At 37.1% G+C, this 13,583-nt stretch carries 10 protein-coding genes and 2 pseudogenes; 5 read left to right on the top strand and 7 right to left on the bottom strand.

The features are described from left to right. Nucleotides 1-159 precede the first annotated feature (159 nt). On the top strand, nucleotides 160-1,755 hold the full coding sequence (locus BAA9072_RS15350; protein WP_201715559.1) for a multicopper oxidase family protein: 1,596 nt from the start codon (nucleotides 160-162) through the stop codon (nucleotides 1,753-1,755). 55 nt (nucleotides 1,756-1,810) lie between these two features. Here the strand turns inward: BAA9072_RS15350 and BAA9072_RS15345 are convergent, their stop codons facing one another. After that, nucleotides 1,811-2,410 (bottom strand): TVP38/TMEM64 family protein, encoded by a 600-nt coding sequence (locus BAA9072_RS15345; RefSeq protein ID WP_201715558.1) that lies wholly within the window; start codon nucleotides 2,408-2,410, stop codon nucleotides 1,811-1,813. Nucleotides 2,411-3,083: 673 nt separating this feature from the next. Here BAA9072_RS15345 and BAA9072_RS15340 point away from each other — a divergent pair. From BAA9072_RS15340 to BAA9072_RS15330, 3 genes are all read left to right on the top strand, one after another. After that, complete coding sequence (locus BAA9072_RS15340) at nucleotides 3,084-3,299, top strand: hypothetical protein (RefSeq protein ID WP_201715557.1); 216 nt, start codon at nucleotides 3,084-3,086, stop codon at nucleotides 3,297-3,299. Then, entirely contained in the window at nucleotides 3,299-3,937 is a 639-nt protein-coding gene (locus BAA9072_RS15335) for a cupredoxin domain-containing protein (protein WP_201715556.1), read from the top strand. The genes BAA9072_RS15340 and BAA9072_RS15335 overlap by 1 nt, the downstream gene beginning before the upstream one ends. A gap of 274 nt (nucleotides 3,938-4,211) precedes the next feature. Then, entirely contained in the window at nucleotides 4,212-5,333 is a 1,122-nt protein-coding gene (locus BAA9072_RS15330; protein ID WP_201715555.1) for a cell wall-binding repeat-containing protein, read from the top strand. A 46-nt stretch (nucleotides 5,334-5,379) separates the two neighbouring features. Here the strand turns inward: BAA9072_RS15330 and BAA9072_RS15325 are convergent, their stop codons facing one another. The 6 genes and pseudogenes from BAA9072_RS15325 to BAA9072_RS15300 all read right to left on the bottom strand — a co-directional run bounded on the left by BAA9072_RS15325 (nucleotide 5,380) and on the right by BAA9072_RS15300 (nucleotide 12,214). Then, complete coding sequence (locus BAA9072_RS15325) at nucleotides 5,380-6,813, bottom strand: MATE family efflux transporter (RefSeq protein ID WP_201715596.1); 1,434 nt, start codon at nucleotides 6,811-6,813, stop codon at nucleotides 5,380-5,382. Nucleotides 6,814-7,034: 221 nt separating this feature from the next. Then, on the bottom strand, nucleotides 7,035-7,361 hold the full coding sequence (locus BAA9072_RS15320; protein ID WP_201715554.1) for a four-helix bundle copper-binding protein: 327 nt from the start codon (nucleotides 7,359-7,361) through the stop codon (nucleotides 7,035-7,037). A gap of 280 nt (nucleotides 7,362-7,641) precedes the next feature. Further along, the gene (locus BAA9072_RS15315) at nucleotides 7,642-8,988 is read right to left on the bottom strand and encodes a dihydrolipoyl dehydrogenase family protein (protein WP_201715553.1); all 1,347 of its coding nucleotides are present in this window, start codon (nucleotides 8,986-8,988) and stop codon (nucleotides 7,642-7,644) included. A 205-nt stretch (nucleotides 8,989-9,193) separates the two neighbouring features. Then, nucleotides 9,194-10,834 (bottom strand): mercury(II) reductase, encoded by a 1,641-nt coding sequence (gene merA, locus BAA9072_RS15310; RefSeq protein ID WP_201715552.1) that lies wholly within the window; start codon nucleotides 10,832-10,834, stop codon nucleotides 9,194-9,196. A gap of 280 nt (nucleotides 10,835-11,114) precedes the next feature. Beyond that, nucleotides 11,115-11,513 carry a mercury resistance transcriptional regulator MerR1 gene (gene merR1, locus BAA9072_RS15305; protein ID WP_201715551.1) on the bottom strand — a complete coding sequence of 133 codons (399 nt, stop codon included), beginning with the start codon at nucleotides 11,511-11,513 and terminating at the stop codon, nucleotides 11,115-11,117. A 139-nt stretch (nucleotides 11,514-11,652) separates the two neighbouring features. Then, nucleotides 11,653-12,214: pseudogene (locus BAA9072_RS15300) on the bottom strand (recombinase family protein). Nucleotides 12,215-12,316: 102 nt separating this feature from the next. Between BAA9072_RS15300 and BAA9072_RS15295 the strand changes: the two are divergent. After that, nucleotides 12,317-13,550 (top strand): annotated as a pseudogene (locus BAA9072_RS15295) (Tn3 family transposase); the annotation flags it as partial. Nucleotides 13,551-13,583: the final 33 nt, after the last annotated feature.

The raw sequence follows: 13,583 nt of genomic DNA, 5'->3' as shown, positions 1-13,583 counted from the left end.
TCCTTTTATAAAGGATAGTTTATCTGATAAATAAGGAGAAAATATGAAGTGAGACACTTTTTTATATAATTGTGAACTTTTTTTTACATACAATTAATTTCATACGTTTTGCATTTATTTTCATTAACCTTAAGTTATAACTTTTATGGAGGTAACGAGATGAAAAGGTTAATTTTATTAAGTTTTTCCCTATTTTTCACAATCGTATTAGCTGCCTGTTCTTCACAAGAAAACGACATGGGCAGTATGGACCATAGTGGTTCAAATGATAATGCCAAACAAAGTTCAACAAATTCTGATGATCAATCAGATGGAGTAAAGACAGTTGATACAGAAACATTGACAGGTAACGAATTTACAATCACTGCAAAAGAAGGAATCCATCAACTAACTCCTACAACCAGCGTTAACGCATTAACCTTTAACGGATCAGTTCCAGGTTCACAACTTCGAGTCAAACAAGGGGAAAAAGTAAAAATTAATTTAAAGAATGAATTAAATGTCCCAGTTACTATTCACTGGCATGGAATTACTGTTCCTAATGACATGGATGGTATTCCAGGGGTTACTCAGAATGCCGTTCAACCCGGAGAAACTTTCCAGTATGAATTCACTCCTGAAGATGCAGGTACATATATGTACCATACTCATCAAAATGCAGTCGAACAAATGGATAAAGGGTTATATGGATCTTTAATTGTCGAGCCAAAGGAAGTCAGCTATGACAGAGATTATACGCTCATGCTCGATGAATGGATAAGCGAAGAAAAGAACTCGGGTATGGATGAGATGGAAGGCATGGACCATGAAAAAATGAATTCAGAAGGGGGTCAGAACGAAAACTCTGAAAAAATGGAGAACGATGAGGAAAATTCTATGGGTCATGATATGAGTGAGTACGATGTATTCTCCATAAACGGTAAAAGTGGGGAAGCAATAGAACCACTCAAAGTCAATGAAGGTGAAAAGGTTCGACTTCGCCTTGTGAATGTTGGCTTCATGTCCCACAAAATACATTTACATGGACATGATTATAAAGTAGTCGCAGTTGACGGTCAGGAAATAACGAATCCACAGAAACTTAAAGACGAAGTTGTCTCCATCGCTCCAGGCGAACGCTATGATATCGAATTCAATGCCGACAATCCCGGTGAGTGGTTCCTCGAATGCCACGGTGAAATGGAAGGCACAGAAGGTATGAAGACTTTAATAAAATATGAAGGTGCAGAGACCAGCGTAGATAAGTCAAATCAAGCTCAAAAATTGCCGGAATTTAACTTTACATCGTACGGGGAACCTGATGAGAATAAGTTCACCCTTGATCAACAATATGATGTTGAATATACAATGGATTTGAATACCGCAATGAACGACGAGGGAATGGCCTATACCATCAATGATAAAACATTCCCTAATACAGAAAATATCAAGGTAAATGAAAACGACCTTGTAAAAGTTACATTGACAAACAATTCGAAAAGTGATGACCATCCCATGCATTTACACGGACACTTTTTTCAAGTATTAAGTAAAAACGGTATACCAATAGAAGGTTCTCCAATTTGGAAAGACACAATAAATTTAAATCCCGGCGATGAATACGTAGTGGCATTTAAGGCAGATAACCCAGGAAACTGGTTATTCCATTGTCATGATCTTCATCATGCAAGTGCTGGGATGGTGAATATGGTGAAATACAGTGGTTTTACACCAAATTTCACTCCAGACCCAGAAGCGAATAACCAGCCTGAATGATAAGTGTGATTGCTGATTAATAAAAGCCCTGTATTTTTGAATAACCTACAGGGCTTTATGTCTTATTTCTTTTTTTATTTCTTTTCATCTTGAAAATTAAATAGCCTAGGACCATTACTGAAGCAGCAACCATTAAAATCAAACTTCCCTGCGATGCTTCAATTACATTTATAACAATTAACGCTTCCAATAAAAGAGCTGGAATTTTCCCAATGGTGCTGATTATCGAAAATGCCAAAATATGAATGTTGCTGAAAGATGCAGCCACGGTTACCACACTCGAAGGAATAAATGGTACAATTCTAAATGCAAACAACAAGAATATCCACTCATTCCCCTGAGCATTTTTTAATTTAACAAAATATTTGTTTCTTGTTACTCTATCAAGTTTTGAAGCTGAAATCCCTTTTCTATACAATATAAAGCTGATTATAGCTCCTAAAGATTCACCCAGGATTGATACTACGATTCCTGTTTTTAGACCAAACAGAGTTATATTCATTGCTGTTATAAAAAAGGTTGGTATTACACCAATAACGCTTATAAAAATATTTATGGCTATACTGAATAAAGCAGTTAAGAATAAATTCTCCTTTAGAAATTCATCTATAACGATAACACAAAGTTGCGACAACCATTCCATATTATTCTTCATTCCTTCTTAATTAGCTCACATATTACTTATTCCTGAAAGTCCAATGAATTCAATTCAATCAAACTTAAATTCCACCAAACTTTATAAATTCATGATTCAGCAAAAACTTGTTGCAAAGACAGGTACTTCTACCTCTAATAGATGAACATGAAGATATTCTCCTTATGTGGATCCAAGATAACCACACGGACAAGGGTTCAAAAGAATTGCTCGGGTACTTTCCCGATCAAATCAAAGTGTAACTTCACTGCTTCTTAAAGCCCTTGAAATTAATAATACTTGATGTATACCGCTCTTTAAAGAAAATTTTCACTTTCTACCAGCTTAAAATAATAACTGCTTTCACCCCTCTTCCCCTATATTTAAGGGTATGGTTACACTATGATATTTTTGCTGGTTGGCTTGTATTTGAAAATGCTTTGTAGCTACCATCGTCTAAGTCATGGTTAATTTAAAATGAAGCCATGAGTTATTAAGTTTAAAATAGTGTATCTATACACCTACATTTTTGAAAGTACTGAATTTAATGCAAATTATATTTTAAAGGTAACTTAGGAATGGTCTGTCTTTTCTTCTCATATCATGTAAGCAAACAAAGGCGGAGATAACGATTCAACCATATCAACTATTTATTTCTTTCACTCTTTTACTCTTAGTCTTGGTTTGTATAATTATGGGTAAAATATTTAAAGAACGGTTACTTTCCATGTCATACATGATGATTTCCATGTATACAGGAATGTGTATTGGATTGACGCTGGGAGTAATGTTCGGCGCACTATACCAAGGGGATTTATTCTATACCACTTTATTATCTATTGGGATAGGAGGTACTGTCGGACTGATGATTGGAGTCATTCATAGTCATTATCTTCCATCGAAGGTTTAATGGCAGGTTTGATGGGTGGCATGATGGGAGCAATTTTTGGAGAAATGATTTCTCCTAACGAATCTATTGTGATTTTGAAAATTTTGTCTGTGCTTTCGTTAAGTTCTATATTTCTATTTTTTATTTTTCTGCGAGCCAAACCTGACCAATACTTAATTACGAAGAAATGGCTATTTAAGCCTTTGATTGTCTTTGTCACCTTCCTTATATTTTTGGTTTCTGGTGAACTAATTTTTAAATCTGCAACTATGCCCTATGCAGACTCACCTAAAGAACAGACGGGGCATCAATCGCAATATATTCATAACAGTTCAAACCAGCATGAAGGAATACACACAATCAACATCATTGCATCCGATATGCGCTATCAGCCATCCACCTTAACTGTGGCAAAAGGCACAACTGTCAGAATTGTGTTGCAAAACGACGATCAAGTAGAGCACGATATTGAAATTAAAGGAATTACAGCTAATTTTACTGATTCACCTGGTGGCGGGCCCGACCACTCTTCTCAATCTAATAAATCATTCCATCTTCATGCTCAAGTAAACAGTTCAAATCAACTAGAATTTCATTCTGCTGAAAAAGGGGTATATGATTTTTCTGCACCATCCCTGGGCATAAAGAAAAAGGTATGACCGGTTTACTGATCGTAACTTAATATATATTTAAAGAACCTCTTCTAAGGGGTTCTTTTTTGTATTAGATAGCTGTTTCGATAGCAATGTAATTAAACTTTTCCCCACACTTAAAGCTCCTTTCTTACTTATTACATTTTACGTAATCAGTTAATCAAAAAAATACTCACACGAATAAATTCATCGAGTAAATTTTGAATCCATTGGTCTGCATACAATCTGCAAATTATTTGGGGAAATATCTAATTACATCTTATATTTTTAGGAGGATTCGATGAAAACACATAAACAATTAGAAGAGTTTGCCAGTAAACCAAATAATTATAATGATCGCGCAGTGGTTAATCTTAAGACATATGATACGAAAAATGTCTCGAGACTAAATACAGATAATACGCTGGAGGCTGCAATCTATACTTCCCAGATGATCTGGCCGGCCACACATGATGAAACGAGACCTGGCACGGTTATTCTTTTCCCGAATAAATCGTGGAGTATTGGCTTGGCCTCGGTAAATTTTATTCATCACCCAAATAACGGACCTGTTTTTCATTTTGACTCGGAAGGTGTATCGGAAGAAGTACTTAATGAAATCGACAGACTACAACCTAAAGGAAATTCTGAAGGGATTCAAATTATGGTTATGGGAGACATTACTGATCATGTGAATGAACAATTGGCTTCTTATAAAGTTAAATCGTTAACAGCAGAGACGGCTGCTCAGTTTGCTTTTAAAGTCGATGAGGAATATGCAAGATTGACAGATGAGTATCCTGAAAATATCCTCGTTGTATCCTCCGAGGATCATGCAAAGCTTTTTTCTCTAGTAGCTGGTTATTGGATTGCTCATATGCCTGAGCCCATTTTATATGTAGAAACGAATGGCGTTCCATTAGAAACAATTAAAGCCCTTAAGAAAAGAAAGAATCCAAATATTTATATTGTAGGGCCTGAAAAAATAATTTCTAAACACGTAGAAGAAGAACTGAGCACATATGGTAGCGTTACTAGAATTCCAGGAGATAATCCCGTCGAAGTCTCAATTGAATTCACAATGTTTAAAGACCAGGATAGTGGTTTTGGATGGGGTATCGACAAGCCAGGGAGGGGGCTTTCCTTCATCTCAACTTCCCAGCCTGAATTGGCCATTACTACAGCTCCATTTTCCCACCTGGGAAAGCATTGTCCGCTAATTTGGCTGGACCAAGGTAAACTGGAGGACTCTGTTTATCATTTTCTTGCAAAGATTAAACCTACTTTTCAAGATAGTCCCCAAGAAGGTCCATATAATCATTCCTATTTAATGGGGAGTATTGAAACCATCTCTTATGAAACCCAGGGGATAATCGATAACAAGCTTGAAATCGTTGCAGAAAGTGACGGGGGACACCACTAAATCATGAAATAAAAAAAGATGGAGCCAAGTATCGCTCCATCTTTTTTTAGTAGTTATTCACACACGCTGACATATTCTCCTTCGATGTTTGAGGGTGGCAATGAGATTCTGGGTCTTCTTCCGGCTCCACTTTCACCACAATCCACTTGTCACGATGAAATTGTAGGGTTAGTACGACGGCTCTAAAGGCAATATCCAAACCAATCGCCATCCAGACACCTAGCAGCCCCCATCCAAGCTGAATGCCCAATACATAAACAAGTAACGTTCGGATAGCCCACATACCGATTCCTGTTAAATACATAGGAAATTTTGTATTATTCGCTCCTTGAAAGGCACCTGTTAAAACAAGGACAACTGCCAAAAATGGCTGAAACACTCCTGAGACTTTCAATGCTGTTCCAATGTTTCCGATCACTACTTTGTCTTCTGTAAATAAACTGCCTGCCCATCCGCCTAAGCTAAATAATATGAGACCAAAGACAGCCATACTTCCAACTGCTAAAAACACACACAGTTTTGCATATGTTTTCGCTTCATCAAACTTACCGGCTCCAACCTGCTGACCTACCAGAATCGTTGCTGCTGTGGCAAATCCAAACCCGATCATGTAAGAGAAGACTTCAATGTTACCAGCAATCTGATGAGCTGCGAATACATTGGTTCCAAGAGCCACAACAAATCCAAAATAAACAATTTGACCTGCCCTCATAATCAATCGTTCTCCTGCTGCGGGAGTCCCTAGGATAAACAGCTCTTTTAAATGAACAGGATCTACTTTCCAATATTCTTTTTTGAAAGTTAATGAAGTATTTTTTTGAGTATAGCGAAATAGTATAAAAGTTCCTAGTGCACGTGCTACGACTGTAGCAGTTGCTGCACCGACTATTCCCATTTCAGGTATGACCCAAAAACCAAAGATAAAAACGTAATCCAGTAACGCATTCACAATGTTGATGATAATACTCGTCTTCATCGGGGACTTTGTGTCGCCTGCCCCCCTGAGAATAGCACTCAAAACGAACATCAAGGCCATAAATACAGATGGAATGGCAACAATCCTAAAATATGTCACCCCTGCATCCAGTACATTGCTCTCAATCCCCATTAATTTAAGCAACGGCTCTGCAAAAAATATAGTAATAATTCCAGTGATTATACCCACAACAATCGTTACAATAATTGATTGTTGTGCAATGTGCCGTGCCTTCTCTATTTTATTGGCACCTATAAAGTTAGCAATATATACATTAGCCGCGACCCCAAGGGCCATGAATAGAGCGAAATATATAGCGAGTATAGCATTTGTTACCCCTACAGCCGATACTTGTATTAGGCCCAATTTCGAAACAAAGTACGTATCAACAAAACCTAAGATAGTCTGAAAAAAGTTCTCCACAACTGCGGGTAGTGCGAGTAGAAGGATCAGCTTTATCTTTTTTCTGTTAGTATCTGCTTCTTGAACCTTTTTCCCTTCAATGTTTGTCGTCAGTTTTCACCACTCCTAACATTATTTTCTCCCATACCTATATCTTTCCCTGAAAATATGAATAATTTATGCAAAACAAAAAAACGCATATGTATTAAGGATAAGCATTCACTTGAAAAGTCAAAATATCGTTTCTCATTTTGATTTCATATTTTATTTAATTGTTGAACATAAAACAGGGGAGACATTTGAACTGTCTCCCCTGTTTAGGTTTAAGCGATTTTTTTACACTCTTCTGCACAATTAAAGCAGGCATCTGCACATTCTTGACAATGATCATGATCATGTTTCTTACATTCTTCTCCACACGTTTCACAAATCTTCGCACACACTTGAGCCAGTTCAGATGCGAATGGTGTCCCTCTCACTAGGGATTGTTCTAAGTATGCACACATATCCGCGCATTCTCGATCTAACCGAATGCACTCTTTCATCATATTGATATCTTCTTCCTTTAAACAAGCATCATAGCAATGATTACAAGCTTCCATACACTCATGCAGCGATTTGATAGCAGATTGGTACCTTTCATGTGACATCTTACATTCCTCCTTTGGGTTTGAGTTATTTGTTACATAATTACTATATCCATTTATCATGCCAGTAAACGGATAAATAATTTTTTATCGCTCGTAAAAAGATATTTTTTCATTTGCATGGATAGTGCATATTTTGTGGGTATAAACCGTAAAGCTTACCGGAGATATCTGGTCAATTGATATTTGTGTTCAGCAAAAGAATTTGCATTCCAGCGTTTTATAAGAGAAAGGATCGTCAAGTAAAAAAACCGCCGAAATTTTCGGCAGTTTTAGATAGAAATCAAACCATGTGCGCTATGTCAGATGCTGTTGTAGGGTATGCGTAAATTATCTGTTTTAATTCTTTTGTGGAAGTACCAAAATGAATTGCGGTTGCAAAATGGTTAATTAGTTCATCTGCTTCATTACCTACTAAATGTGCACCTACAATTCGATCTTCATCTTCGTCAATCAACAATTTATAAGCAGCAAATTTTTCATTTGTCCGTTTATACGTAAACCAATCTGAAATATTTTTTGATTTTACAACGATGTTTCGCTTTGTAGATTTGGCTCCATCTTCCGTCATACCTACCATAGCCAACTTAGGTAGTGTGAATACAACCGATGGTAATGGAGGGTATACAGCTTCCTTACTGTTTCCTTTTAACAAATTCGTCGCTACAATATGAGATTCCATACTGGCTACAGGCGTAAGAGGTAATCCTTCTGTTGTTGCAGCATCGCCAGCTGCATATACATAAGGGTTACTTACACTTTGTAAATATTCATTGACGTGGACACCACCGTTCTTCTTCTCCACGTTCCCCTTTTCAAGATCCATGTCTAAAGCTGGGACACGTCCGGCACCATGGACTGCAAGGTCTGCTTGAAACTGAACAACTTCCTCATCTTTTTTTGCATGTATGATGAGCCTATCTTCTTTTTTTTCGATGGATTCTACCGAATGTTCCAAGTGTACTTGTACTCCGATATCCTTTGATTTTTGCAACAAGATATCGACAAGATCTCTATCGAAATTTTCTAATGGTCTTTCGCCTCGATGGACGATGTGAACATCGGAACCTGCACGTGCAGCGATATGTGCAAACTCAAACGATATATATCCTCCACCGACAAATACGATTTTACGAGGTAACTCATCCAACTCTAAAAATTCATCGCTGTAAGTAAGGTGTTCCTCTCCCTCTATTTGCAAAGGGGTCGGCATTGCACCACTTGCGATCAGTATATATTTCGCTTCCAAAACATCTCCATTTACATCTATTTGATGCTCATTAAGAAAGGATGCCTTACCATGATACGTATCAATTCCTTTTTTATTTAGTGCCTGTTCTTTCTTTTCAGGAACTGGTTCTGTAAATGTACGTTTAAAAGTCATCAGTTCTTCCCAATCAATTTTTGCCTCTGACTTAACACCATTTTTCTGCATTCGTTCGATCCAATCAATTAACTCTGCAACTCCATGTAATACTTTTTTAGGGTCACATCCTCTTAATGCACATGTGCCGCCAAAGGGTTTTTCATCCACCATAGCTACACGCCACCCTGCATTATTGCATTTCGAAGCTGTAACGGAGCCTCCGGAACCGGAACCAATTACAATGAGATCATAGTTTTTCGTCATTTTTAGCCTCCTCAACATATTTTTGTTTTTAGTTTTCCTTTTCGATTGATTACTTAAACCCTGTACCTTCTCCATGGTTGTAATTTCTGACATGTTTTTATAAAGCAATAAAAGAAACGATTATCCGAGTATCCTTCTCATTATTAAAGAGATACTCGTCATCTAAATAAACCCGTGAGTCATAAATATTTGGTACAAGTATTGTTTACCCTGCACAACAGGACAGCTTATTTACGTCTTTATCCAAAGTTAATGCAGCAAGCTTTAATCCTTCAGCCATCGTTAGGTAAGGAGCCATCGTGTTTTTTAAATCTTCTGCTGTTAATCCAAATTGGACAGCCAAAGTTGCACCATAAATTACTTCCCCGGCGGTTTCAGAAACAACATGAGCCCCTAATATTTTCTGGGTCTTATTATCAACGATCAATTTGATTACCCCATCTGTTTCACGGTTGACAAGTGCCCTCGGAACACTATCTAATGGAAGAATAGAACTCTTCACATCATACCCTTTATCTTTTGCTTGCTTTTCGGTTAAACCCACTGTAGCAATAGAGGGATTTGTGAAGGTTACTCCGGGTACAAACCTGAGATCCACTTCTTTCCGCACATCGCTAAGTGCGTTTTCAACTACGATTCCGCCTTCATAAGCAGCCACATAGACAAATTGTGGTCCTAGTGTGACATCGCCTGCCGCATAGATGTTTGGATTGCTTGTCTCCAAGTAATCATTAACAATGACTTCCCCTTTTTCACCTACTTGGACATTTGCTGCCTGTAGATTAAGTGAGCTTGTATTCGGTCTTCTACCTGTAGCAACCAGTACCTCATCAGCTTGAATCACCTGCTCTTTACCATCCACTTCAATAAAAATTTTTTTTGTTGAGCCGTCTTGCTCCACCTTTTTATACGTGACACTAGTGATGAACTGAATACCCTGGTTAGTTAAAGCTTGATTCATAGCTTCTGAAATTTCTGGATCGTATTCTCTAAGGAGTCGTTCACTTCTCTGCATCAAAGTAACTTTGGATCCCAGATTATTGAATAACTGTCCTAATTCCATGGCGATATAACCAGATCCGATCACGGCAAACTTTTTCGGAACTTTTTTTAACTCTAATGCAGTTGTACTGGTAAGAAAGCCCACATCTTTTAGTCCTGGAATATTCGGTACTGATGGGGACGCACCTGTTGAAATCAGAAACTTGTTAGCTGTGTATTTCTTTCTATTGACTTCAACCGTTTTTTCATCAATAAAAGTCGCCTCTCCTTTTATTAATTCAAAACCGTAATCATCAATGAGATCGACATACTTTTGTTGCCGCATCTCTTGAACAAGTTCTTCTTTTTGATTTGTTAGCTCTTCCATATTTATAGCTTCAGCACTTGTATTTAAACCAGCAAATGGATTTCTGCCTGAAAGATGGTTGATTTCACCTGCACGAAGCATTGTTTTTGAAGGAACACATCCAATATTTACACAAGTACCTCCAATGGTACCTCTTTCAGCCATAGCGACCCTCGCCCCTTTTTCGACAGCTTTGATTGCTGCAGAAAAAGCTGCCCCGCCAGAGCCTATGATAAATAGATCATACTCAGCTTCATTACCTAACTGTACCATTTCTTGCGATTGTACTTCTTCTCCTTTTCCTGGTTGATATTTCGCATCAGTGATCGCTTTTTTCGCTGTTTCAACCTCTAAGCCATTCGGCAGCTCAAATACAGCTTCACCACGGCAGGAATCTACATCAACCCCTCTTGCACCCATGTCTTCTAGAGCAACAGCCACATGCTTTTCACAGCCCGTGCAGGTCATCCCTTGAACGTCTACTCGATACTTTTTCATATTAATATTCCTCCATGCTACAATTATCTTGTTTCGTTGTCCTTTCTTTCTTTGTTTCCTTTTTAGTTTGTGGATCAAGTTTCCTCCAACCCATGAAAAGAGCATAAACAAACACCAGACCTATCATGACGAAAAAAATATCTTTATATTCCGTGAAGTACGATGCCAATGCTGTTCCTGCAAATATTGGAAGCTATAAAACCAGATGGCAGGGGCATGTGATTAGAGTGACAAGAAACCAACCTGTGCTTTTTAGTGTATTTTTCATCCGTTTCACCTTTTATTTTTTCATCAGTGTTTCAATAATAGGACATTCGTAAATATCTTTGTTTTCGGGACATCTTTCTTTAAGATCCACCAGTATTCGTTCAATTCTCTTAAGATCTTCAATTTTACACTGGATGTCCTCTATCTTAAGAATAGTGAAATCATACATATCACGGCACTTGGTTTCGTCACGATCGACTACCCCTAGCAATTTATCAATTTCATATAAGGTAAATCCCAGTTCCTGCATCCGTTTTATAAAACTCAATCGATCGATGGTTTGTTCAGAATACATTCGGTATCCATTTTCAGTACGATCTGGCTTTAGAATTAATCCTAACCGTTCATAATATCGTATGGTCTCCTTGTTAACGCTACACTTTTCCGCCAGTTCTCCAATACGAATTTGCATTTATCTCACCTCATATAAAGTATAAACCCTGTACCATAGTACAGGGTCAAGAGAAGAAGTGTTATTTACTAGTTCACTTTCAATAAGCCTTACTCAACAGCAGGCACCTTGATGGAATAAGGTATGATTATTTGTTCCCTTACGATAGCTTTCTATATAATGAAGCCCTAGATACATTTGTAATTTCACAAATTTGATTTACAGTCATACCTCCTTCTTTATATATCTTTACTGCAAAATCATACCTGCGTGATTTTTATGATAATTCTTTAATCTGCCTTTAAACTTTCCTTCTTTCTTGGCCAGCTCCATACCTTTACGTTGACGCATACGGATAAAATCTCGCTCTAATTGGTTAACACCAGCGATAACCGTAATTAAAAATTGGCTGTATGGATTATCTTCTGATAAATCTAGCCATGTATCCTTGAGTGATTTTAAGCTTGCTTTTTTTATTTCGTATAAATCAATCAATTCAAATAAATTCTGCGTACTTCGAGTGATCCGAGTTAAGTCTGTAACATAAATAATGCCACCCTCCTGTAAATCCTTCAACATTTTTTGAAGTTGCTTACGATCATTTGTTGCTCCAAAAACTTTTTCTTCAAGATAATATCCATTCCGATTTCGTGCAATTGTTGAAATTGCCTTGAAGGGTTTTGGCTAGTTGAACTGACACGTATATAACCTATTTTTCGCAGAATACCACCCCATTTTTGAGACAAGTCCTATGAGACACTCTTAATTACAAATTTATCAGCCTATTATACTTGTATCAATAGAGTACACTCTATTGATATATAAAGGATGATCGGACAACAATCAACCGTCATTACTATGAAATCGCTTTTTCAACAGAACTTCGTGAGCATGTAAGAGCAGGGAGATGCTTCCATTGTTAGTAGCAGACAATATAGAGATTTTAAGGAATATTTATTTTCAGAAGATACATGGAATCAAACGAAGGAGATTACTAGATTATCAGTTAGTTTATCATTCGAAGATTATATGAAGGAAAGAGCCAACAGTCTTAATAAAAGGTTAAAGTGGATAACTACCAATTTTCGTTTTTCTTGAAAAAGGAAAGCTATTACTTTCACGCTTAGAACAAGATGTTCCAGAAGAGGAAAAAAATTTTAGTGCAAACCTGTATCAGATGCTACCAAGAATAAAATTAACCAATTTTTCACTGGTGGATATTGTTTATATAACAGGATTTCATGAGCAATTTACTCATGCTTCCAATAGTCGAAAACCGGATAAAGAAGAAACGATAATTATATGGCTGCACTTTTAGAATGGGGATGAATATAGGTTTAAGCAAGATGGCTGAAGCAACACCCGGACTTACATATAAGCAATTAGCCAATGTATCTCAACGGCGCATGTACGAAAATGCAATGAATGAAGCCCAAGTTGTATCAGAAAATTTTTATCACCAATTACAATTATCTTCCTTTTTGGGAGACGGTACAACATCCTTATCAGACGGTATGAGAATACAGCTAGGTGTATCATCAATACATGCAGATGCAAATCCATCTTATGGAACCGGAAAAGGAACCACCATCTACCCTTTTACTAGTGATCAATTCTCTTCTTACTACACAAAGATTACTCATACTAATTCAAGGGATGCGATTCATGCTTTGGATGGTTTGTTGCACTATGAGACGGATCTAAACATAGAAAAGCATTATACAGACACAGTTGGTTACATAGACCAAATATTCGGATTGACTCATTTATTAGGGTTTAAATTTGCTCCAAGAATAAGGGATTTATCAGACTCGAAATTATTTACTTTAGATAAAGCAAGTGAATATCCAAAATTAGAAGCCATTTTACGTGGACAAACAAATACAAAGGTCATTAAAAGAAATTTATGAGGATGATTTGCGATTAGCTCATTCTATAAGGGAAGGAACAGTTTCAGCATCCTTTATTATGGGGAAACTAGGTTCTTATTCAAGACAAAACAGGTTGGCTACGGCTTTACGTGAAAAAGAACCATTTCTATTTAGGTACAACTTTATTTTAAAAATGACCACGCACATTACCATAAAAGTT

This window comes from Rossellomorea arthrocnemi (genome assembly GCF_904424705.1).
Lineage (GTDB): Bacteria > Bacillota > Bacilli > Bacillales > Bacillaceae_B > Rossellomorea > Rossellomorea arthrocnemi.
This window is presented reverse-complemented; position numbering and strand designations above follow the sequence as displayed.